This is a genomic window from Streptomyces sp. NPDC088747 (assembly GCF_044751025.1).
Taxonomy (GTDB): Bacteria; Actinomycetota; Actinomycetes; order Streptomycetales; family Streptomycetaceae; genus Streptomyces.
Window position 1 is genome coordinate 738849 of record NZ_JBIVKZ010000001.1, and the last position, 20352, is coordinate 759200.

Annotated in this window: 22 protein-coding genes, 1 pseudogene and 1 riboswitch; of the genes and pseudogenes, 11 read left to right on the forward strand and 12 right to left on the reverse strand. The window is 71.7% G+C overall.

Going from position 1 to position 20352, the window contains the following annotated elements:
* Nucleotide 1 precedes the first annotated feature (1 nt).
* The 7 genes from ACIP79_RS03670 to ACIP79_RS03700 form a co-directional block, all read right to left on the reverse strand.
* Nucleotides 2–766 (reverse strand): urease accessory protein UreD, encoded by a 765-nt coding sequence (locus ACIP79_RS03670; RefSeq protein ID WP_401218775.1) that lies wholly within the window; start codon nt 764–766, stop codon nt 2–4.
* Nucleotides 763–1440 carry an urease accessory protein UreG gene (gene ureG, locus ACIP79_RS03675; protein WP_401218778.1) on the reverse strand — a complete coding sequence of 226 codons (678 nt, stop codon included), beginning with the start codon at nt 1438–1440 and terminating at the stop codon, nt 763–765. Before ureG ends, ACIP79_RS03670 begins: the two co-directional genes overlap by 4 nt.
* A gap of 136 nt (nt 1441–1576) precedes the next feature.
* A complete protein-coding gene (locus ACIP79_RS03680; RefSeq protein WP_401218781.1) occupies nt 1577–2251 on the reverse strand; it encodes an urease accessory protein UreF in 675 nt (224 codons plus the stop codon).
* Nucleotides 2251–3972, reverse strand: a complete 1722-nt coding sequence (locus ACIP79_RS03685; protein ID WP_401218784.1) for an urease subunit alpha — start codon at nt 3970–3972, stop codon at nt 2251–2253. Before ACIP79_RS03685 ends, ACIP79_RS03680 begins: the two co-directional genes overlap by 1 nt.
* Nucleotides 3965–4276: an urease subunit beta gene (locus ACIP79_RS03690; protein WP_387182234.1), complete on the reverse strand. Its 312-nt coding sequence runs from the start codon at nt 4274–4276 to the stop codon at nt 3965–3967. Before ACIP79_RS03690 ends, ACIP79_RS03685 begins: the two co-directional genes overlap by 8 nt.
* A gap of 16 nt (nt 4277–4292) precedes the next feature.
* Nucleotides 4293–4595 carry an urease subunit gamma gene (locus ACIP79_RS03695; RefSeq protein WP_383688526.1) on the reverse strand — a complete coding sequence of 101 codons (303 nt, stop codon included), beginning with the start codon at nt 4593–4595 and terminating at the stop codon, nt 4293–4295.
* A gap of 173 nt (nt 4596–4768) precedes the next feature.
* The gene (locus tag ACIP79_RS03700; protein WP_401218789.1) at nt 4769–5398 is read right to left on the reverse strand and encodes a TetR/AcrR family transcriptional regulator; all 630 of its coding nucleotides are present in this window, start codon (nt 5396–5398) and stop codon (nt 4769–4771) included.
* Nucleotides 5399–5538: 140 nt separating this feature from the next.
* On the opposite strand from ACIP79_RS03700, the gene ACIP79_RS03705 reads away from it, so the two are divergent.
* On the forward strand, nt 5539–6576 hold the full coding sequence (locus tag ACIP79_RS03705) for an ABC transporter permease (RefSeq protein ID WP_401218792.1): 1038 nt from the start codon (nt 5539–5541) through the stop codon (nt 6574–6576).
* 267 nt (nt 6577–6843) lie between these two features.
* Here ACIP79_RS03705 and ACIP79_RS03710 read toward each other — a convergent pair whose 3' ends face one another.
* Nucleotides 6844–7122 (reverse strand): type II toxin-antitoxin system Phd/YefM family antitoxin, encoded by a 279-nt coding sequence (locus ACIP79_RS03710; RefSeq protein ID WP_401218795.1) that lies wholly within the window; start codon nt 7120–7122, stop codon nt 6844–6846.
* Between the two features lie 81 nt (nt 7123–7203).
* Between ACIP79_RS03710 and ACIP79_RS03715 the strand changes: the two are divergent.
* The 3 genes and pseudogenes from ACIP79_RS03715 to ACIP79_RS03725 form a co-directional block, all read left to right on the forward strand.
* Nucleotides 7204–7620, forward strand: a pseudogene (locus tag ACIP79_RS03715) (ATP-dependent Clp protease proteolytic subunit); the annotation flags it as partial.
* Between the two features lie 7 nt (nt 7621–7627).
* Nucleotides 7628–7936: a hypothetical protein gene (locus tag ACIP79_RS03720; protein ID WP_383689044.1), complete on the forward strand. Its 309-nt coding sequence runs from the start codon at nt 7628–7630 to the stop codon at nt 7934–7936.
* A 459-nt stretch (nt 7937–8395) separates the two neighbouring features.
* A riboswitch (cyclic di-AMP (ydaO/yuaA leader) is annotated at nt 8396–8561 on the forward strand.
* Nucleotides 8562–8563: 2 nt separating this feature from the next.
* Nucleotides 8564–9037, forward strand: a complete 474-nt coding sequence (locus ACIP79_RS03725; RefSeq protein WP_383689045.1) for a C40 family peptidase — start codon at nt 8564–8566, stop codon at nt 9035–9037.
* Between the two features lie 271 nt (nt 9038–9308).
* Here ACIP79_RS03725 and ACIP79_RS03730 read toward each other — a convergent pair whose 3' ends face one another.
* A complete protein-coding gene (locus ACIP79_RS03730; RefSeq protein ID WP_401218798.1) occupies nt 9309–9767 on the reverse strand; it encodes an ATP-binding protein in 459 nt (152 codons plus the stop codon).
* Nucleotides 9768–9979: 212 nt separating this feature from the next.
* On the opposite strand from ACIP79_RS03730, the gene ACIP79_RS03735 reads away from it, so the two are divergent.
* The gene (locus ACIP79_RS03735; protein WP_401218801.1) at nt 9980–10837 is read left to right on the forward strand and encodes a helix-turn-helix domain-containing protein; all 858 of its coding nucleotides are present in this window, start codon (nt 9980–9982) and stop codon (nt 10835–10837) included.
* A 10-nt stretch (nt 10838–10847) separates the two neighbouring features.
* Entirely contained in the window at nt 10848–11072 is a 225-nt protein-coding gene (locus tag ACIP79_RS03740; protein ID WP_401218804.1) for a DUF397 domain-containing protein, read from the forward strand.
* 76 nt (nt 11073–11148) lie between these two features.
* Here ACIP79_RS03740 and ACIP79_RS03745 read toward each other — a convergent pair whose 3' ends face one another.
* Nucleotides 11149–12273, reverse strand: a complete 1125-nt coding sequence (locus ACIP79_RS03745) for an 8-amino-7-oxononanoate synthase (RefSeq protein ID WP_401218807.1) — start codon at nt 12271–12273, stop codon at nt 11149–11151.
* A gap of 211 nt (nt 12274–12484) precedes the next feature.
* On the opposite strand from ACIP79_RS03745, the gene bioB reads away from it, so the two are divergent.
* Genes bioB through bioD form a run of 3 tightly spaced genes read left to right on the forward strand, consistent with a single transcriptional unit; the run spans nt 12485 to nt 15813 of the window.
* Complete coding sequence (bioB, locus tag ACIP79_RS03750) at nt 12485–13822, forward strand: biotin synthase BioB (protein ID WP_401218810.1); 1338 nt, start codon at nt 12485–12487, stop codon at nt 13820–13822.
* Nucleotides 13815–15095, forward strand: coding sequence for an adenosylmethionine--8-amino-7-oxononanoate transaminase (locus ACIP79_RS03755; protein ID WP_401218812.1), 1281 nt, complete (start codon nt 13815–13817; stop codon nt 15093–15095). Before bioB ends, ACIP79_RS03755 begins: the two co-directional genes overlap by 8 nt.
* A 1-nt stretch (nt 15096) precedes the next feature.
* Nucleotides 15097–15813: a dethiobiotin synthase gene (gene bioD / locus ACIP79_RS03760; RefSeq protein ID WP_401218815.1), complete on the forward strand. Its 717-nt coding sequence runs from the start codon at nt 15097–15099 to the stop codon at nt 15811–15813.
* A gap of 104 nt (nt 15814–15917) precedes the next feature.
* Here bioD and ACIP79_RS03765 read toward each other — a convergent pair whose 3' ends face one another.
* Entirely contained in the window at nt 15918–18266 is a 2349-nt protein-coding gene (locus ACIP79_RS03765) for a LuxR C-terminal-related transcriptional regulator (protein WP_401218819.1), read from the reverse strand.
* 176 nt (nt 18267–18442) lie between these two features.
* Here ACIP79_RS03765 and ACIP79_RS03770 point away from each other — a divergent pair, with 176 nt between their 5' ends.
* A complete protein-coding gene (locus tag ACIP79_RS03770) occupies nt 18443–19126 on the forward strand; it encodes an esterase/lipase family protein (protein ID WP_401218821.1) in 684 nt (227 codons plus the stop codon).
* A gap of 145 nt (nt 19127–19271) precedes the next feature.
* A complete protein-coding gene (locus ACIP79_RS03775; protein ID WP_401218823.1) occupies nt 19272–19982 on the forward strand; it encodes a class I SAM-dependent methyltransferase in 711 nt (236 codons plus the stop codon).
* Here the strand turns inward: ACIP79_RS03775 and ACIP79_RS03780 are convergent.
* Nucleotides 19977–20351, reverse strand: coding sequence for a fic family toxin-antitoxin system, toxin component (locus tag ACIP79_RS03780; RefSeq protein WP_383690307.1), 375 nt, complete (start codon nt 20349–20351; stop codon nt 19977–19979). The two genes, ACIP79_RS03775 and ACIP79_RS03780, sit on opposite strands and share 6 nt — an antisense overlap.
* Between the last annotated feature and the right edge of the window lies 1 nt (nt 20352).

Consider the following 20352-nt stretch of genomic DNA (forward strand, 5'->3'; position numbering starts at 1 on the left):
ATCATCTGCCGGGACAGAGCGAGTCCAGTGCCTCGTCCAGCACCCGCCGAAGCCGCAGTGCGTCCGACGCCAGCGCGGTCACGAGCGCGGCGGGCCCGGCGAGCGGGGTGAGCGAGGCGCACTCCCCCAGCAGCCGCGCCTGGACCGGCTCGCTCACGAACTCAGGCCGTACGACGAGGAGTTGCCCCAGGGCGCGATGCCCCGACAGGACGGCGGGACCGTCCCAGCCGCCGGGGGCGCCCGGTCCGCAGGTCACTTCCTGGTCCAGCAACGGCCTGCCGTCGAGCCGCACGGCGAGACGGCTGCTGAGCCGCCCCGGTTCCTCACCCGCGCGACCGAGCACCTGCTCCTCCCGGAAGACCAGACGGGCGCCCGCCGCCAGGTCGATGCGCGAGGTGACGTACAGGTCGCTTCCGTTGGCGGAGATCAACTGCTCGGGCAGCCAGTGCAGTTCCGCGCCGTCGGCCACCGTCAGGCGTACGTCGTAGCGCGACTCGCCCTTGGCCTGTCCCGGCAGGGCGATGGTGGCGGCCGCGGATCCGACGTGCAGCCTGGCGCCCTCGCCCGCCGCCGCCTCCACGGTGAAGTGGTCACCGCCGAGCGGGCCGCTCATCGCGCCGACGAGCATGACCCGCGCCTCGGATCCGAGCCCCCTGGTGCGCCGCAGGGCGAGCGGCCCGTCGCCCTCCAGCACCGGCAGCGAGGTACCGCCCCGGCCGTCGTCCCGTGCCGCGATCCGGGCGTGGGCCCGCACTCCCACCGTCATGCCGTCCACGCGGCGAGCCGCTCACGCACCCAGGCGGCCACGTCGGTGACTCCGCTGCCGGCCCGCAACGACTGGAACACCACGGGCAGTTCGGCCCGCTGCGCCTTGGCGTCAGCCGCCATCCGCGCCAGGTCGGACCCGACGTACGGCGCGAGGTCGGTCTTGTTGACGACCAGCAGGTCGGCGGTGGTGACCCCGGGTCCGCCCTTGCGCGGGATGTCGTCCCCGCCCGCCACGTCGATCACGAAGATCTGCGCGTCGACCAGGCCCTTGGAGAAGGTCGCGGTGAGGTTGTCGCCCCCGGACTCGACGAGGATCAGGTCCAGCGGCCCGACCTCGTCCTCCAGGTCCTCGACCGCTTCGAGGTTGGCGGAGATGTCGTCCCGGATGGCGGTGTGCGGGCAGGCCCCGGTCTCCACGGCGGTGATCCGCTCGGGCGGCAGCACGGCCTCCCGCAACAGGAACTCGGCGTCCTCCCGCGTATAGATGTCGTTCGTGACGACGGCGAGCGACAACTCCTCGCGCAACTCCCGGCAGAGCGCGGCGACGGTCGCGGTCTTCCCCGACCCCACGGGCCCACCGAGCCCGATCCGGAGGGCCCGGCGAGCACCGTCGGGACGGTGGGCGTCGGCACTTACGGCGGCGGGCCCGTCCTGGCTGTGGTCAAGATGCATAACTACGGCTCCAGTAGTTGGGAAAAATCAGCCCGTCCGGCGTTTGAGGACGAGCGCGAAGCGCGAAAGCGGGGGTCTGGGGGCGCAGCCCCCGGAAACGGGACGGGAAGGGGCGGAGGGGGCGAATGAACACCCCCTACGAAGCGAAGAGCCGCACAGCCCACCCGGCGTGCACCTCCGCACCGATCTCCAGCAGCGGAGCCGACGCCGCGGGCAACGCGTCCACTCCCTCGGCGAGAACCCGGCGAGCCGCGTCACCCGCCTGCCCGGCCACCAGATCCAGCTCCGGCGCCAGCCGGGCCAGCGCCCCGGTCGCGTCGAACGGGTCCAGACTCAGCAACCGCACCGCCGCCGACGCCGGACCACTGACCGCCTCGTACACGGAGCAGTACGCGGCGTCCTCCAGGCCGAGCCCGGCGGCCCGCGCCGCCAGCCCGAGCACCACCGGCTGATGCGCCCCCTTGGGGAACTCCCTTGCCAGAGCGTCGAGTTCGGCGGACGGCCAGGTCGCCCGAGCGGCCCGCATCAGTTGCCGTCCGAGCCGACGCGCGACGGAACGCAGGGCGGGCGACGGCGTACGGGCGTCCGCCGCCGCGTCCAGCACCGACGGGTCGACGCCGATCGCGGCGGCCGCCGCCAGTGAGGCCGCGACGAGTCCCGCGGTGTGCAGCCGCCCCCGGCAGAAGTCCTCCAGGCTCGCCGCGTCCGTGATCCGCCCGGCCTTGACGGCCGCCTCGGCCCCGCCGGAGTGCGCGTGCCCTCCGGCGGGAAAGCGGCCGTCGGCCAGGACGAGAAGCGCTGCCCTGGACATCAGAAGAGGAAGTAGCGCTGGGCCATGGGCAGTTCGGCGGCCGGAGTCGCCTCGACCAGTTCCCCGTCGATGTGCACGGCGAAGCTGTCCGGGTCGATCCGCACATCCGGCCTGGCGTCGTTCTCGCGCATGTCGGCCTTGGTGACACCCCGGGTCGACTCGATGGCGACGAAGCGCTTGCCGAGGTCGAGCCGCTCCGGCAGCCCGTCCTCGATGGCGAGCGGGGCGACGAAGTTGAACGAGTTGGACGCCGGCGCCCGTCCGATCGCCCCGAACATCGGCCGCGGCAGGATCGGCTGCGGGGTGGGGATCGAGGCGTTGGCGTCGCCCATCTGCGCGTACGCGATCTGCCCGCCCTTGATGACGAGGTGCGGCTTCACCCCGAAGAAGGCGGGTTCCCACAGCACGAGGTCGGCGAGCTTGCCGGTCTCCACGGAGCCGATCTCCCGGGCGAGGCCCTGCGCGAGCGCCGGGTTGATCGTGTATTTGGCGACATAGCGACGCACCCGGTGGTTGTCCGCCTGGCCGTCGCCGGGGAGGGCACCGCGGCGGCGCTTCATCACGTGCGCGGTCTGCCAGGTCCGCATGATGACCTCGCCGACCCTGCCCATGGCCTGGGCGTCCGAGGAGATGATCGAGATGGCGCCGAGGTCGTGCAGGATGTCCTCGGCCCCGATCGTCGACGGCCGAATCCGGGACTCGGCGAAGGCCAGGTCCTCGGGCACCGCCGCGTTCAGGTGGTGGCAGACCATCAGCATGTCGAGGTGTTCCTCGGCGGTGTTGACGGTGTAGGGCCGGGTCGGGTTGGTGGAACTGGGCAGCACGTGCGGCTCGGAGACCACGGTCATGATGTCGGGAGCGTGCCCGCCGCCCGCGCCCTCGGTGTGGTAGGCGTGAATGCCGCGTCCGGCGATGGCGGCGAGGGTGTCCCCGACGAAGCCGGACTCGTTCAGTGTGTCCGTGTGGATGGCGACCTGGATGCCGGTCCGGTCCGCGACGGTCAGCGCCGCGTCGATGGCGGCCGGTGTCGAACCCCAGTCCTCGTGGATCTTGAGGCCGAGCGCTCCGCCGCGGATCTGCGACATCATCGCGTCCCGCGAGACGGTGTTTCCCTTGCCCAGCAGACCGAAGTTGAGCGGATACCCCTCCATCGCCTCCAGCATCCGCGCCAGATGCCAAGGGCCCGGGGTGACCGTGGTCGCCTTCGACCCCTCGGCGGGACCGGTGCCGCCGCCGACCAGGGTCGTGATGCCGGAGGCCAGCGCCTCGTCGGCGATCTGCGGACAGATCAGGTGGACGTGCGCGTCGATGGCACCGGCCGTCAGGATCCGCCCGTTGCCCGCGATGATCTCGGTCTCCGGGCCGATGACCAGGTCGGGGTGCACGCCGTCCATGGTGTCCGGGTTGCCCGCCTTGCCGATGCCGGTGATCCGGCCGTCGCGCATGCCGAGGTCGGCCTTGACGATCCCCCAGTGGTCGACGATCACCACGCCGGTGATGACCGTGTCCGGGGTGCCGTCTGCGCGCGTAGCGCGGGACTGGCCCATGGACTCGCGGATGACCTTGCCGCCGCCGAACACCGCCTCGTCACCGGCGAGTCCGGGACCGCCGCTGCGGTCCTCCTCGATCTCGATCAGCAGGTCGGTGTCGGCGAGCCGGATACGGTCACCGGTGGTCGGGCCGAACAGATCGGCGTACGCGGCACGCGAGATCTCAGGCATCGAGGGCACCTCCGGTCTCGCCGCGCAGGCCGGGCACCACACGGGCACCGGCGAGCGGAACGAGTTCGACGTCGACGGGGATTCCGGGCTCGAAGCGCACGGCGGTGCCGGCGGCGACGTTCAGCCGCTTGCCGCGCGCGGCGGCGCGGTCGAACTCCAGGCCCGGGTTGGCCTCGGCGAAGTGGTAGTGGGAGCCGACCTGCACGGGCCGGTCGGCGGCGTTCAGGACGGTCATCCGGGTGACCTCACGGCCTTCGTTGAAGGCGACGGGCCCGTCGGCGAACAGGATCTCTCCGGGAATCATGACGCTCGCTCCCCCGTCAGACGATCGGATCGTGGACGGTGACGAGCTTGGTGCCGTCCGGGAAGGTGGCCTCGACCTGGACGTCGTGGATCATCTCGGGGATACCGTCCATGACGTCGTCCCGGGTGAGGATCTTGCGTCCGGAGGACATCAGCTCGGCGACCGTACGGCCGTCTCGCGCGCCTTCGAGGATGTGCGACGTGATGAGCGCGACGGACTCGGGATGGTTCAGTTTCAGCCCGCGCGCCCGGCGCTTCTCGGCCACGTCCGCGGCCACGTGAATCAGCAGCCTCTCTTGCTCGTGCGGGGTCAGTTGCACGGCGTCCCACCTCACAGTCCTCGCTCCGGACCGTGCGGGGTCCGGTGGCCGTAGCCACCAAAACCCCTGGTGGCGTGGATGCGCAGGCTAGTTGGACGGAGTTTCAACGACGTTAACCAGCCTTTGATCAACTCATGACCGCGCGAGCCCTGCCGTAACCATGAGTGACCCCCTCACGACCGCGTGCCGGGCTCGCCCATGCTCATCAGCCCCCGCAGCCCGTCCTGGAGCGTCTCGACGGGAATGGGGCCGAACAGCGCCATCTGCGCCAGGAACCCCTGGGTCAGGGCGATCATGGTGCGCGCGAGACTCTCGGGCGACACGTCGTCGCGCATCATGCCCGCCTCCTGATAGGCCTCGACGACCTTCTCCCACACCCCGCTGACCTTGGCGTATCCCTCGTTGATGACGGCCGCGAGCTCCGGGTTGCGCAGGGTCTCGCCCCACACCTGGATGATCAGCCGGGGATGGATCGACACGCCCTCGGGGGTCAGCTCCGGCTTCAGGTTCAGCATCTTGTTCATGACCCATCCCACGAGCACGTCCGGCGGTGGCGGCGGGCTCTGCCGGGCGCCCTCCTCGAACGCGTCGCGGACCTCGTCGAGCACCTCGGTGACGATGGCCCCGATCAGCTCCTCCTTGCCGCTGAAGTAGCGGTATACGGCCCCGGCGGAGAGGTCGACCTCCTTCAGCACGTCCTGCATCGACGTGGCATGGAACCCGTTGCGCGCGAAACAACGGGTCGCGCCGTCGAGGATCTGACGGCGGCGGGCGTCGAGGTGCTCCTGGGATACACGGGCCATGCGCTCAACGTAGAACGAACATTCCTTCTTGACAAGACGGCAGTCGAGCAGGACGGTAGGGGCGCCGCTAAAACGAACGATCCTTCTTTTTGGCGTCAAGGGCTCGCACGCACACCACATCCGCACCAAGGAGACCGCTCATGTCCTCCTCCCTCTCCTCCGCTCCCCCGTCCGACACCGCCTCGCCGCCCGCGCGGCACCGCCGCGACATGGCCGCCGTGGTCCTGCTGATCCCCGTACTGGTGGCGCTCGCGCTCTGGGCCTTCGCCTGGCCCGCCGCGCGGACCGCGCCCCGCGATCTACCGCTGGGCGTGGCGGGTTCCGCGTCCGCGACCGCGCCGATCGAGCAACGACTGGCCCAGCAGGACGGCGCTTTCGAGATCCACCGGTACGCCGACGAGGCCGCCGCCCGTGACGCCATCGAGGACCGGACCGTATACGGCGCGATCGTCGCCACCGCCCAGGGCCCGAAGCTGCTGACCGCGTCCGCGGCGAGTCCGCTCGTCGCCCAGTCGCTCCAGCAGTCGATGGCGGGCCAGGCACCGGAGGGGACGAGCGTCACGACGGTCGACGTCGTTCCCGCCCCCGCCGAGGATCCGCGAGGCGCCGCCCTGACGTCGAGCGTGCTTCCCATGGGTCTTGCCGGGGTGGCGGCGGGATCCGTCGTCACGCTGCTCGGGCTGCGCGGCCTCCGCGCGGTCGGCGCACTGGTGGGCGCGGCCCTGTTCGTCGGAGTGGTGGCCGCCGCGCTCACGCACAACTGGCTGGGCATCCTGTCGGGCGACTGGTGGGCCGAAGCCGGCGCGCTCAGCCTGTCGACGCTGGCGGTGAGCGGCGCCGTCGCGGGGCTCGCGGCGCTCGTCGGCACGCCCGGTATCGGGGTCGGCGCGCTCCTGGTCGTCCTGCTCGGCAACTCTTTCTCCGGCGCGTCCTCCGCGCCGGAGATGCTGCCCGAGCCGGTCGGCGTCATCGGTCAGTGGCTGCCGCCGGGTGCGGGTACGTCTCTGCTGCGCTCGGTGTCGTTCTTCGACGGCGCCGCCGCGACCGGGCCCGTGCTGACCCTGACCTGGTGGGCGGTGCTCGGTCTTGGTGCGGTTCTGCTGGGCGCCACGCTGCGCCGACGCGCGGCGACCCCCGGCGAGAGGGTCGTCGAGCGGGAGCCTGCGATGGTGAACTGAGGCGGGTCGGGGAGCGGTTGCGCCGCCACGAGAAGCGGGTTGCCTGGCGGTCGGGTCGGCCACGGGCAGCGCGTCGCCTCAGGTCAGGCACGCCCACGAGAAGCGGGCCTCCTGACGGTTGAGCCCGCCATGGCAAGCGCGCCACCTCACGGTGGGCTCGCCCACGAGTAGCGGATCTCCTGGCCGCTGTTTCCGCCGCGGAAGACTCGTCGCCGCAACCCCGGCCGCGGGGAGCGGCGTTGGCAGCACGCCCGAACCACTCCGCCGCTACGACGCGTTGGGCCCCCGGTGCTCGGCCGCGATGCCGAACCTCTGGCGCTCGCGCGGGGCGGGGGCCGCCTCGCGGACCTTGGAGAGGGAGCTGATCACCTGCTCCTCGGCGGGGTCCTGGAGTTGCTCCAGGCGATCCAGGTCGGCGGCGGAGACCAGGGCGACGAGAGGCTTTCCGTGCCGTGTCACGACGACGCGCTCGCCGCCGTACACCACGCGGTTGATCAGATCGGCGAGCTCAGCCCTGGCTTGCGTCACCGGAATCTCGTAGGCCATGCCATCCAGCTTAGACCGGGCTCCGGACACGCCTCCCGGAGCGAGCGGAGCCCCTCCGCTCCAGGGTCCTGCGCCATCACGTCGTTCGCCGGGATGTCCTCGATCGGCGTCCCGAGGAACACGATGCGCTTCGTCAGTTGCGAGGTGGAGACGGTCTGCCTGGGGCAGGCCGCGTCGGCCGCGGCGGTGCTGCCGGCAGGCACCCCGGGCAAGCGGTTCGCGCTGCCGGGTGCCCGCGTGCTGGTCCACCAGCCCTCGTTTCCCGAGCCGATCCACGGGCAGGCTTCTGATCTGGCCATCCGGGCCGAGGAGTTGACGCGTACTCGGAGGATGCTGGAGGAGATGCTCGTGCGGCACACAGGTCAGATCCCGGAGCGGGTCGCCGCGGACATCGAGCGGGACAAGATGCTGGACGCGCCGGCGGCGCTGGCGTACGGACTGGTCGACGGGATCATCCCGAGCCGCAAGGCTCGCCGGCCCGCACCCGGCGCGAGGTGAGCGGCCGGTGATCCCACCCGAACTCCCTCCGCTGCCCGCGCTGACGCGCGCGGAAGCGGAGCTGATCGACCGTTACCTGGACGTGGTCGACCTGCTCGGCCGCATCAACCCGGCCCGCGCCGGGGACACCTACCGGGGCCTGCGGGCCGCCCAGGCGCTGGTGGTCAAGGCGACGGCACTCCGGGACGCCCTCACGGTGATGCACCAGCGGGGCGAGAGCGAGGTGCACGCCCGGACCCTGGCACAGGCCCTGCGCGTCCTCGACGGCGAACGGCGGGCGGCCCGGGTCGCCCTGCCGCCGGGCTCCGAGGACTGACACGCCCGCGCCGAGACCCTTGACACCTCGGCACGTGGACCGTTGCCCTGCCGACCGCTGGACCATCGCCCGGCGGCACCTGGAACGCTGACACCCCGGCACCTGAGCGCCCGGTTTCGACGCCCTCGCGAAACGTCCGCCCGGCGGTTCAAACGGACCAGATGACGTACCCCCGGTTGGCGTAGACGCGGGTCCTTCCGACGACCCGGAGAAGTTGCGCAACGCGCGTAGCGCGGATGGCGACTTGAGCCCTCCGTCGCTGGTACGGGCGTCGTCGAGCCCCTGGACACTCGCTCGAACGGCGGGTGTCCACCCGAACGGGTGAGTGGTGAGTAAGCCCACAAACCACCGCTTCCGCTCGGATTTTCAGACATCCATGCGTGAAGATCCCTTCCGACGACAAGCCCCCGCCGCAGCGGCGGGGCGGTCCGGGCGGACGCCGAGTCCTGCCGCCGCCCGGATGACCGGTCGACAGATGTGCATCGGCAGGAGTGGAGGACCCAGCACGACGGTCCGCCGGAGCGATCCGGGCGGTCCTTGGGGTGAAGCCGCAGTACGCGGCCGGGCTACTTCGCCAGCCCGAATCCGACAGGTCATCCTTCACAGGCGGCTGACGAAGGGTTGCGCATGACTGCGCTCAATCGTGTCCCGTCGCTGTGGACGAGGGCCGGGACGGCCTCGGCTCTCACCATCGCCGCCGTGGGCGGCAGCCTCGTGGTCCCCGGTGTCGCTTCCGACGCCGCGGCGGCCACCCCGGCGACGAAGGCACTTCAGGTCGCGGCTTCCAAGAAGGGCGCCCCGTACAAGTACGGAGCCGCCGGCCCGCGCCGCTTCGACTGCTCCGGGCTCACGCTCTACTCGTTCAAGAAGGCGGGCAAGAAGCTGCCTCGTACGGCCGCGGCCCAGTACAACAAGACGCACCATGTCTCCGCGTCGAAGCGCAAGGCCGGAGACCTCGTCTTCTTCCACTCGGGCCGGAGCGTGTACCACGTCGGCATCTACGCCGGGAAAGGGAAGATCTGGCACTCCCCGAAGTCGGGGGAGGTTGTGAAGCTCCAGAAGATCTGGACGAGGAGCGTCTGGTACGGCCGGGTCAGCTGACCTGTCCGTGGGGCGGCGGCGGCGCGCTGTGCCGCCGCCGCCCCACGGGAAGCCTCTTCACACGGCACAGCACGCCCTCTACGTCGCCACACTCCCCCGCGTGCTCCTGGCGGCCGTCCTCATCAGGGTGCGGGCACACCGGCCGTCTGCGGCCCGTCCCGCCCTCACAGCCCTCACAGCCCTCGGAGAGTGAGCCAGGCCCAGTGCCGTGGCCCCCCGCGCGGCCCGTCCGAGACGCGTCCCGGAACTCCCGCCGCCGCCGGACGACGCCTCAGGACTCCTGCGGCCCCCCGGCGGACACCGGCTCGACCAGTGCCGTCCAGGGCAGTTCCACGGAGATCGTCTTGCCGCCTTCACGGGTGGGCCGGACGGTGAGCCTGCCGCCGCACTCGGCGGTCAGCCAGCGGATGATCACCATCCCGCGGCCGTTGTCCTGCTGGACGGCCGCGGGCAGTCGTTTGGGGAAACGCGGGTGGCTGTCCGTGACGCCGAGGCGCAGGTGTTCGTCCCGTTCGAGGCGGACGTCCACTCGGAAGGTGGGGGACTGCCCGAACGTGTGCTGTACGGCGTTGGTGGCCAGCTCGGACACGATCAGGCGTACGGTGTCGGCGACTTCGGAGTCCCCCGGCACGCCCCATTCCGCCAGCACTTCGGCGACGAAATTCCGGGCCGTGGAGACCGAGGCTGGATCGCTCGGCAGAGTGACGGATGCTTCCTGATGGTCTGCCATGGCGCGGTCGTCCCTTTCCCACGGGACCGGGGCCCGACACGGAGCGGATGGTTCGAGTACGGTCCCGGACTGGTGCTTCGCGCCAGACTGCCATTACCAGGCCGGTCACGGGTGCGATCCACCGAGATATGCATATATCTGTCGCTCGAAGCGGTGAACTCTGCGACGGAGGACCGTATTTGGGTGGCTCGGAAGGAGTAGGGAGTACGCCCATGGAGTACGGTCCCGCGGTGCGCCGCCGCAAACTCGGTGCCGAACTGCGCGCCCTGCGGCTCGGCGCCGCTCTCACGAGCGGGGAGGCGGCCCGCCTTCTCGGCTGGCACCAGTCGAAGGTGAGCCGCATCGAGACCGGCACCAGCGGGGTCAAACCCGCCGACGTGGAACGGCTACTGGACGCGTACGCCGTCGAGGAACCGGAGTTACGGGACCTCCTGGTCGTCCTGGCGGGCTCGGAAGGCAACGGGCGGCACCACTGGTGGCACGCCTACCGAGGCGTCCTGCCGCCGACGTACCGCGACTTCATCAGCCTGGAGTCCCAGGCCAGCGGCATGCGCACGCTGGAGACGTCCGTCGTACCGGGCCTGCTTCAGACTCCCGAGTACGCCCGTGCGGTGACGCAGGCCGCCGTGGGGGGACTTGAGGACGGCAAACTCGACGCGCTCGTCGAGGTGCGGCTGGCCCGGCAGGACGTGCTGCGTTCGAATCCGCCGCTGAAACTGTGCGCGGTTCTGGACGAGGCGGTCCTGCGCCGGGACGTCGGCGGCCCGGAGCTCATGGCACGCCAGTTACAGCGGCTGCGAGAGGCCGCCACCCTCCCCCAAGTGCGGCTTCAGGTACTGCCGTTCGCCGCCGGGGCACACATCGGTGTCACCGGGCCTTTCGTTATCTTCTCATTTCCGAACACATCTGATCTGGATGTGGTTGTTCTCGACCATTTGACGAGTAGCCTCTATCTCGAACGGAAAGAAGACCTTCAGGCCTACACCGAGGCCTTCAACGCCCTTCAGATCCAAGCCCTTTCGCCCGAGGACTCAATGGATTACATCGCCGGGATAGGTGACGGCGTGTAAGGAGGCACCAATGTCTGCACTGCCTCGGTACGTACCTTCCAGTACTTCGCTGCACGGTGTGCGCTGGCTGCGCAGCAGCCGTAGTACGGGAATGAACAACTGCGTGGAGACGGCGCGGCCCGGACCGGGAACCTGGTCGGGACTCGTGGCCGTCCGCGACTCCAAGAACACGGCGGGCCCCGCCCTCCTGTTCGCCCCTGCCGCCTGGGAGGGATTCATCACCGCGCTGAGCTGAGCACCACCGATCTGAGCACCACCGAGCTGGGCATCACCAAGCGGGCATCACCGACCTGTGCAGCACCGACTGAGCATCATCGGGTCGCGCTGATCACCCGCACGGCGTGCTCGATCTGTGCGTCGGTGAGGTCCGCGCGTGCGGTCAGCCTCAGCCGGGAGATGCCGTCGGGCACCGACGGGGGCCGGAAGCAGCCGACCACGAGTCCCGCCTCACGGCAGTCGGCGGCCCACCGCACGGCACCTTCGGGGGACGGCGCGCGTACGGAGACGACCGCGGCGTCCGGTCGTACCGCTTCCAGACCCTCCGCCGTCAGGCCGCTGTGCAGTGCTGTCGCCACCGCGCGGGCCCGTGCGGCGCGCTCCGGCTCCCGTCGCAGCAGCCGCAGCGCCGCCAGAGCCGCGCCCGCGGCCGCGGGCGCGAGTCCGGTGTCGAAGATGAAGGTGCGCGCCGCGTTGACCAGATGGTCGATGACGGGGGCGGGGCCGAGGACGGCGCCGCCCTGACTGCCGAGCGACTTGGACAGCGTGAGTGTCACGACGACGTCCGGGGCGCCCGCGAGGCCCGCCGCATGCGGAGCGCCCCGGCCGCCGTCGCCCAGTACGCCGAGCCCGTGCGCGTCGTCGACGATCAGCCCGGCCCCGAACTCACGGCAGGCGGCTGCGAGTTCTGCCAGCGGCGCCGCGTCCCCGTCCACCGAGAACACCGTGTCCGAGACCGCGACGGCCGGTCCCCCGTGGGTGCCGAGCGCCTTGCGAACGGCGTCCGCGTCGGTGTGCGCCACCACCTGTGTGGTGCCACGGGCCAGTCGGCAGCCGTCGATCAGACTGGCGTGGTTGCCCGTGTCCGAGACGACGAGGGAGCCGTGCGGGGCGAGCGCGGTGAGGGCGGCGAGGTTGGCCGCGTAGCCGGAGGAGAAGACGAGCGCGGACTCGAAGCCGCAGAAGTCGGCCAGTTCGCTTTCGAGTTCGGCGTGGAGTTCGGTGCTGCCGGTGACGAGCCGGGAACCGGTGGCCCCGCCGCCCCACGTCCGCGCCGCCGCGGCGGCGGCCTCGGTGATCTCCGGATGGCGGGCCAGTCCGAGGTAGTCGTTGCTCGCGAGATCCAGCAGCGGCGACTCGGCGGGGCGCGGACGCAGCGTGCGGACCAGTCCGGCGCCGCGCCGCGCGCGGGCCTGCTCGTCGATCCAGCCGAACGCCATGGGTCCTCCTCCGGACCGGAGGGACGGGAGTTGTGCCGCCGGTGCGCTGATCGGCCCCGGTGCCCGCGTGGCCGTGGTTTTTGTAGGCAGTGCACAGACCCTAACCGTCGGCCCAGCCGCCCAGGATGTGGCGATACCCACACGTCGAACCCTCCGTCTTGTGTGAACTCTCCTTGGCCGTGAGCGGTCGCATACGCCAGGATCGGACCTCATGGACCTGCTGAACACGCTGGTGGACAAGGGGCTTCGGCGCGAGCTGCCGACCCGGGACGAAGCTCTGGCCGTACTGGCCACCTCCGACGACGACGTGCTCGACGTGGTGGCCGCGGCCGGGAAGGTGCGCAGGCACTGGTTCGGCCGACGGGTGAAACTCAACTACCTGGTCAACCTCAAGTCGGGCCTGTGCCCCGAGGACTGCTCGTACTGCTCGCAGCGGCTGGGGTCGAAGGCCGAGATCCTCAAGTACACCTGGCTCAAGCCGGACGAGGCGTCCAGGGCCGCGGCGGCGGGCCTGGCCGGCGGCGCCAAGCGGGTCTGCCTGGTGGCCAGCGGACGCGGTCCGACCGACCGTGACGTGGACCGGGTCTCCGACACGATCAAGGCGATCAAGGACGAGAACGAGAACGTCGAGGTGTGCGCCTGCCTCGGCCTGCTGAACGACGGCCAGGCCGAGCGGCTCCGCGCGGCGGGCGCGGACGCCTACAACCACAACCTGAACACGTCCGAGGCGACGTACGGGGACATCACGACCACCCACACGTACGCGGACCGGGTGGACACCGTCCAGAAGGCGCACGCGGCCGGTCTGTCCGCCTGCTCCGGTCTGATCGCGGGCATGGGCGAGAGCGACGAGGACCTGATCGACGTCGTCTACGCGCTGCGCGAGCTCGACCCTGACTCCGTTCCGGTGAACTTCCTGATTCCGTTCGAGGGGACGCCGCTCGCCGAGGAGTGGAACCTGACGCCGCAGCGGTGTCTGCGGATCCTGGCGATGGTCCGGTTCGTCTGCCCGGACGTCGAGGTCCGTATCGCCGGTGGCCGCGAGGTCCACCTCCGCACGATGCAGCCGCTGGCCCTGCACCTCGCCAACTCGATCTTCCTCGGCGACTACCTCACCAGCGAGGGCCAGGCAGGCAAGGCCGACCTCGACATGATCGCGGACGCCGGTTTCGAGGTGGAGGGCGCGGGAGAGGTGACGCTGCCGGAGCACCGGGCCGCCGAAGGCGGGGCCTGTGGCTCACACGGGGGTGGCGGGGGCTGCGGTTCGCACGAGGGTGGTGGCGCCTGTGGTTCGCACGAGGCGGGCGGGGCTTGCGGCTCGCACGAGGGCGGCGGGGTGTGCGGGTCGCACGGGGGTGCCAGGGCTTGCGGGTCCCCTGCCGAGTCCGACAGCGCGTCTACGCCCACGTCCACGTCCACACCCGTGGCCGCTTCGGCTTCGGCTCCGGCTTCCACGTCGGCTTCGAGTAAGCCGGTGACCGGGGCCCGTACGGACCTGGTCGCCGTTCGCCGCCGGGGTGCCGGAACGGATCTCGCACCGAATGCCTGACCTGCCCGTGCGCGAGCTGCTCGACCTCGACCGGCGGCATGTGTGGCACCCGTACGGGCCGATGCCCGGACGGCAGGAACCGCTCGTCGTGGAGTCGGCGAGCGGGGTGCGGCTGCGTATGGCGGACGGCTCGGGCGAGCTGGTCGACGGCATGTCGTCCTGGTGGTCGGCCATCCACGGCTACAACCACCCGGTGCTCAACGACGCGGCGCGCGGCCAGTTGGAGCGGATGAGCCATGTCATGTTCGGCGGGCTCACGCACGAGCCCGCCGTACGGCTGGCGAAGCGACTTGTCGACATCACGCCGGAAGGGCTTGAGCACGTCTTCCTCGCCGACTCCGGTTCGGTCTCGGTCGAGGTCGCCGTCAAGATGTGCCTCCAGCACTGGCGCTCGCTGGGCCGCCCGGCCAAGCAACGCCTGCTGACCTGGCGCGGTGGGTACCACGGGGACACCTGGCAGCCGATGTCCGTGTGCGATCCCGAGGGCGGGATGCACGAACTGTGGCAGGGCGTGCTGCCCCGGCAGGTCTTCGCCGACGCGCCGCCGGACGCCTACGAGGAGTCGTACGCCGATCAGCTGCGCTCTCTCGTCGAGCGGCACGCCGACGAACTGGCCGCGGTGATCGTCGAGCCCGTGGTGCAGGGCGCGGGCGGGATGCGGTTCCACTCCCCCGCTTATCTCCAGGTGCTGCGCGAGGCGTGCGACGCGCACGACGTGCTGCTCGTCTTCGACGAGATCGCGACCGGGTTCGGCCGTACGGGCAAGTTGTTCGCGGCGGAGCACGCGGGTGTGACACCCGACGTGATGTGCGTCGGCAAGGCGCTGACCGGCGGTTATCTGACGATGGCGGCGACGTTGTGCACGGCGCGGGTCGCCGACGGGATCTCGCGCGGCGAGGTCCCGGTGCTGGCTCACGGCCCCACCTTCATGGGCAATCCGCTGGCCGCCGCCGTGGCCTGCGCCTCGATCGACCTGCTGCTCGAACAGGACTGGCGGACCGAGGTGAAGCGGATCGAGGCGGGGCTGCGGGAGGGGCTCGCCCCCGCGCTCGAACTGCCGGGTGTTTGGGATGTACGTGTCCTGGGCGCGATCGGCGTCGTCCAGCTCGACCACGAAGTGGACATGGGGGCGGCCACCCGGGCCGCCGTCCGCGAGGGCGTCTGGCTGCGGCCGTTCCGCGACCTCGTCTACACGATGCCGCCGTACGTCACGGACGACGCGGACCTGGCACGGATCACCCGCGCGGTGTGCGCGGCGGCACGGGAGGGGTGACATGACGATCCTGGTCATCACGGGGACGGGCACGGAGGTCGGCAAGACGATCACCACGGCCGCGGTCGCCGCCACGGCGCTCACGGCCGGGCGGTCCGTGGCCGTGCTCAAGCCCGCGCAGACCGGCGTGACTCCGGACGAGCGCGGCGACGCCGACGAAGTGGCCCGGCTCGCGGGTGCCGTGACCACCCTCGAACTCGCCCGGTACCCCGAGCCGTTGGCGCCCGCGACGGCCGCGCGGCGGGCGGGTCTCGCGCCCGTGCGGCCCCACGAGGTCGCGGAGGCGGCGGCCAAACTGGCCACCGACCACGACCTGGTGCTGGTGGAGGGGGCGGGCGGGCTCCTCGTACGGTTCGACGACGAGGGCGGCACGCTGGCGGACGCCGCCCGGCTGCTGGAGGCGCCGGTGCTGGTCGTCGCCTCGGCGGGACTCGGCACCCTCAACACGACGGAACTGACGGCACGTGAACTACGCCACCGGGGGCTGGACTTCGCCGGTCTGGTCATCGGCAGCTGGCCCGACGATCCGGACCTGGCGTCCCGTTGCAACGTCGCGGATCTGCCGGTGGTCGCGGCGACCGCCCTGCTCGGGGCGGTACCGGCCGGCGCGGGGTCGCGTACACCGGTCGACTTCCGCGCGGCCGCGCCGAGTTGGCTTGCACCCGGCCTCGGCGGGAGCTGGGACGCGGAGGCGTTCAGCGCGGGGTGCGCTTTGTGAGGGGTGCGCTCTGTGAGGGGTGCGGGGTCGTGAGCGGTGCGGCCTGGACTCCGGGGCCCGGAGCCGTAACGTCGACGGCTCCGCCTCCCGCCGTGGCCGCCCCGTCAGTCGTCGCCCAGGGCCCGTACCAGCTCGATCCGTGACCGGATTCCCAACCGGGTGAAGACTCCGCGGAGATGGTGGTCGATCGTCCGTGGGCTGAGGGCGAGGCGGGCGCCGATCTCGCGGTTCGTGGCTCCCTCCGCGGCCATGCGGGCGACCACGAGTTGCTGGGCGGTCAGCCGGGACGCGGGGTCCGCCCCACCGCCTGCGAGGGTGGCCGCCTCCCCCAGGGCGCGGAGTTCGGCGCGGGCCTGCGTCGCGCACTGCGGCGACCCGAAGTGCTCGAACGCCGCCAGGGCGCTGTGCAGCCGGTCGCGTGCCTCCGTACGGTGCCTCAGCCGCCGTAACGCACTGCCGAACAGCAGCTCCGTGCGGGCGCGTTCGAAGTCCCGGGTGCCGACGGCGTGCAGGTCGAGGGCGGCGCGGTAGTGATCGACGGCTTCGGGTCCGGAGGCGAGGAGGGCGTGGCAGCGGGCGCTGAGGGCCAGGTCGTCGGGGCTGCGGATGGTGCGGGCCCAGCGGTCGTAGTCGGCGTGAGCGACCCGGGCGACGCGGGTGTCACCGCTGCGGACGGCCGCCTCGACGTAGAGCGGGGTCGCGATGTGGCGGATGGCGCGGTGTCCGTGCCCCGGTCCGAATCCGGCGAGGGCTCGCAGCCGGGCCGCGGAGGCGGCGAACCGGCCGGCACCGAGGTCCAGGAAGGCGAGGGCGAACATGGCCAGCGCGGCGGGCAGCCCCAGCCCACGGGCCAGGGCGTATGAACGGGCCGCCTCGGCGCGCGCCCGGCACACCTCCTCGTCACCGGTGAGGGCGGCGAACATGGCCAGGGCGGCCTGGAGATGGCAGGCCCCGTTGTCCTGTCCGGTGGCGTACGCCTGACGCAGCGCGTCGAGCGTGTCGGCCTCCGCGGAGCGGGAACGGCCGGTCCAGAATTCGGCGTACGCCCGGAACTCCATCGCCTGCGGAACGGTCATCGTCTCGCCCCTGGCGCGGGCCGAGGCGGCGGCCCGCGCGGTGGCGGAGGCGGCTCGCGTGTGGTCGCCGAGGAGTAACGCCGCGATCCCGGCGTGGATGAGCAGAGTGGGGTCTCCGCCGGGCCCGCACCGCGCGGCCGCCCCTTCGAGCAGGTCCCGCGCGTCCTCGTACCGCCCCTCGATCGCGGCGGCCAACCCGCTCAGCGTGCCGGGCGGCACGATCCCAAGCCGCTCGGCGACGCCTGCCGCCTCCCGGCACCGGCGCAGGTCTCCGGTGTAGATGGCGGCTTCGGTGACGCGTGCGAGCAGGTCGAGGGCGGTACGGGGGCCGGGACGGTCCGCTGCGGCGGGCCGGTCGGCACTGGGGCCGGTGCCGGTGCCCGTGTCGGCGCAGGTGTCCGTGTCGGCGTTCGTCCCGGTGCCGGTGCCCGTGTCGGCGCCGGAGCCCGTGTCGGTGCCGGTGCCCATGTCGGCGCCGGAGCCGGAGCCGATGCCGGAACCGGAGCTGGTGGCGGCACCGGAACCACCCCCCGTTCCACTCGCGTGGGCCGCCGCCGTAAGCAACACGTCGAACGCGTCGGTCGCGTTACCCGCCCGCAGGGCCAACAGGCCGCTGAGCGCGTCGGCTTCGGTGGACGCGGTGAGGCGGCGAGCGCGGTCGGTGTCGCCGGAGTGCCAGGCGTCGGTGGCGGCGCGGGCGAGCAGGGCGGCCCGGTCACGCGGGTCGGTCGCCAGCGCGGCGGCGCGTTCCACGAGGGCACAGGCCAGGGCGTGTTCGCGCGCGGCACGGGCCAGGTCGGCGGCCACCCGGAGCCGCGCGGCCAGTCGCCGGCTGGGGCCGAGCGCGGCGGCGCCGTGGTGCCAGGCGCGGCGCGGCTCCTCGCCCTCGCCGCGCAGGACGCGGGCCAGCAGTCGGTGGACCTCGCGCCGGTCCGACGGACGGACCGTCTCGTACGCGGCGATCCGGGTCCACGGGTCGCGGAAGGCGATCCCGTCGGCGGTTGCGTGAGCCAGCCCGGCCGCCTCGGCGGCGTCCAGGGAACGGGTGTCGAGCCCGGCCGCGGTGACGGCGCGCAGGTAGGCGTGGGTGGTCACCGGGTGCTGGTCGGCCGCCGCGAGGAGCAGGAGGAAGCGGGTGCTGTCCGGCAGGGCACGGACCTCCTGGCGGTACGCGCGCAGCAGCGCGGGCGGGTGCGCCGGGAGCGGGTCGAGGCCGGTCAACTGGCGCTCGGTCAGCACCGAGACGAGCTCCGCGGCGGCACGCCGGTCACCGTGCGCGGCGCGCAACAGCCGTACCCGCACACCTTCGGAGAGGGAGGCGCCGAGCCCGGACCGCGAGGTGAACCGGGGCTGCGCCGGTTCGGGGTGCTGCCTCACGGGTGTGAGCGGTGGTGGCGAAGTGCGCGGGAGAGGTGGGGGGTTCACCGGAGTCACCACGAGTATCACGTTACTGGTGAGTTAACTGACAAGTAAAGACCGGCGAGTTCACCGATGCGGCGCGCGTAGACGCCGGTTGACACTCCTGACTACCCCCACCCGCCCCAGGAGGCACCATGCAACCCCGCATGCGTCGCGTCGCCGCGTTCTTCTCGACCGTGGCCGCAGCGCTCCTTCTGTCGCTCTCCCTCTCCGCGCCCGCACAGGCGGCGACCCACAACCCCGTGATCTTCGTCCACGGCCTGAGCAGTTCGTCGAGCAGCTGGGACGACTGGATCGCCGACTTCAAGGCGGACGGCTACACCGATTCCGAGCTGTACGCGTGGTCGTACAGCTGGGGCCAGTCGAACGTGACGACGGCCCAGCAGCTCTCCGCCAAGGTCCAGAGCGTGCTCGCGCAGACCGGCGCCTCCAAGGTCGACCTGGTCACCCACTCCATGGGCCCGATGAGCGGCCGCTACTACCTGAAGAACCTCGGCGGCACGGCGTACGTGGACGATTTCGTCTCGATCGGCGGAACGAACCACGGGACGAGCGTCGCCGGGCTGTGCGCCTGGCTCTACACGTCCTGCGCCGAGATGTACACCGGCAGCTCCTTCCTCACCGCGCTGAACTCGGGTGACGAGACGCCGGGCAGCGTGTCCTACGCCGCCTACTGGTCGAACTGCGACGACTACCTCAACCCGGACAGCACCGCGCTGCTGAACGGGGCCACGAACGTGGGGGTCAGCTGCGTCTCGCACACCGACATGAACAACGATCCCGGCATATACACACAGGTGCGCGACTTCATCGCCTGACGCACCCGAGATCGCCTGACACACCCGAGCGCCGTCGCACCTCCGCCCGTGCCGGTCCCCGCCTGAACGGGACCGCGCGGCGGGGGTGCGACGGACCTGTTTGCGGGACAATCGCGGTAAGACCCGTCCTCCCTGGAGGTCCGTCATGCCGCTCCGGTCCAGCAGCTCAGGCAGAACGTCACGGGACGCCGTGCACCATCCCGTGTTCGCCCGCTACTACGCCCGTGTCAGCGTGGCGGCCGAGACCCGGATGGGGATGGCGGGCGTACGAGACCGGCTGCTCGCCGGACTGTCGGGGCGGGTCATCGAGATCGGCGCGGGCAACGGCCTGAACTTCGGGCGCTATCCGAGCACCGTCTCTGAGGTCGTCGCCATCGAACCCGAGCGGCTGCTGCGGCAGTTGGCGGTCGAGGCGGCCCTGCGCGCCGAGGTGCCGGTGGACGTGGTGCCGGGCTCGGCGGAGGCGCTGCCGGTCAAGAGCGAGGCCTTCGACGGGGCCGTGGTCTCGCTGGTGCTGTGCAGCGTGCGCGATGTGCCGCGCACCCTCGCCGAGCTGCGGCGCGTGCTGCGGCCCGGGGGCACCCTGCGGTTCTTCGAGCACGGCGTGGGCGGCGGGCGTGCGATGTCGTACACCCAGCGCGGGCTGGACCGCACGCTGTGGCCGCGGATCAGCGGCGGCTGCCATCTGGCGCGCGACCCGATCGCCGCGCTGCGGGTCGCGGGGTTCGAACTGGGCCCGTACAGGCGGCTGTTGATGCCCGAGAAGGGGCCCCGGCTGCCCACCTCGTACTGCGTGCTGGGCACCGCCCGCCGCCCCGGAGCCGAAGGGGACCACGCCCCGGCCGAGGCTTCATAGGCTCCACTGCCGGAGTTCCTGGGCGATGTCGTGCACGCTCGCGTCGCCGCCCTTCACCAGGCGGGCGAGCTCACGCACCTGCTCGGGAGAGGTGACGACCTTGAGGCCGCTGGCGACGAGATAGCCGTAGGCGACGGCCGAGGCGAACATCGCGTTGGAGCGTTCGAGCGCCGGTACGTGCAGGAGGAGCTGGAGCAGCGCGGCGGCGCGGGCGTGCGGGCTGTCGTAGACGGGAATGCCGAATATCTCCGCCTCGTGCCGGCTGACCGCGGCGACGAGGGCTCCCCAGTCGGTGACCTGGGGGTCTCCGGGCGTTTTCCGTTCGGCGATCATGAGGAGCCAGGCAAGGTCGACTCTGAGACTGCTCAAG

Bases quoted from the DNA above. Each gene is read 5' to 3' on its own strand.
- ACIP79_RS03670 (WP_401218775.1), bottom strand. From the start codon at position 766: ATGACGGTGGGAGTGCGGGCCCACGCCCGGATCGCGGCACGGGACGAC.
- ureG (WP_401218778.1), bottom strand. From the start codon at position 1,440: ATGCATCTTGACCACAGCCAGGACGGGCCCGCCGCCGTAAGTGCCGAC.
- ACIP79_RS03680 (WP_401218781.1), bottom strand. From the start codon at position 2,251: ATGTCCAGGGCAGCGCTTCTCGTCCTGGCCGACGGCCGCTTTCCCGCC.
- ACIP79_RS03685 (WP_401218784.1), bottom strand. From the start codon at position 3,972: ATGCCTGAGATCTCGCGTGCCGCGTACGCCGATCTGTTCGGCCCGACC.
- ACIP79_RS03690 (WP_387182234.1), bottom strand. From the start codon at position 4,276: ATGATTCCCGGAGAGATCCTGTTCGCCGACGGGCCCGTCGCCTTCAAC.
- ACIP79_RS03700 (WP_401218789.1), bottom strand. From the start codon at position 5,398: ATGGCCCGTGTATCCCAGGAGCACCTCGACGCCCGCCGCCGTCAGATC.
- ACIP79_RS03705 (WP_401218792.1), top strand. From the start codon at position 5,539: ATGTCCTCCTCCCTCTCCTCCGCTCCCCCGTCCGACACCGCCTCGCCG.
- ACIP79_RS03710 (WP_401218795.1), bottom strand. From the start codon at position 7,122: ATGGCCTACGAGATTCCGGTGACGCAAGCCAGGGCTGAGCTCGCCGAT.
- ACIP79_RS03725 (WP_383689045.1), top strand. From the start codon at position 8,564: ATGACTGCGCTCAATCGTGTCCCGTCGCTGTGGACGAGGGCCGGGACG.
- ACIP79_RS03730 (WP_401218798.1), bottom strand. From the start codon at position 9,767: ATGGCAGACCATCAGGAAGCATCCGTCACTCTGCCGAGCGATCCAGCC.
- ACIP79_RS03735 (WP_401218801.1), top strand. From the start codon at position 9,980: ATGGAGTACGGTCCCGCGGTGCGCCGCCGCAAACTCGGTGCCGAACTG.
- ACIP79_RS03740 (WP_401218804.1), top strand. From the start codon at position 10,848: ATGTCTGCACTGCCTCGGTACGTACCTTCCAGTACTTCGCTGCACGGT.
- ACIP79_RS03745 (WP_401218807.1), bottom strand. From the start codon at position 12,273: ATGGCGTTCGGCTGGATCGACGAGCAGGCCCGCGCGCGGCGCGGCGCC.
- bioB (WP_401218810.1), top strand. From the start codon at position 12,485: ATGGACCTGCTGAACACGCTGGTGGACAAGGGGCTTCGGCGCGAGCTG.
- ACIP79_RS03755 (WP_401218812.1), top strand. From the start codon at position 13,815: ATGCCTGACCTGCCCGTGCGCGAGCTGCTCGACCTCGACCGGCGGCAT.
- bioD (WP_401218815.1), top strand. From the start codon at position 15,097: ATGACGATCCTGGTCATCACGGGGACGGGCACGGAGGTCGGCAAGACG.
- ACIP79_RS03770 (WP_401218821.1), top strand. From the start codon at position 18,443: ATGCAACCCCGCATGCGTCGCGTCGCCGCGTTCTTCTCGACCGTGGCC.
- ACIP79_RS03775 (WP_401218823.1), top strand. From the start codon at position 19,272: ATGCCGCTCCGGTCCAGCAGCTCAGGCAGAACGTCACGGGACGCCGTG.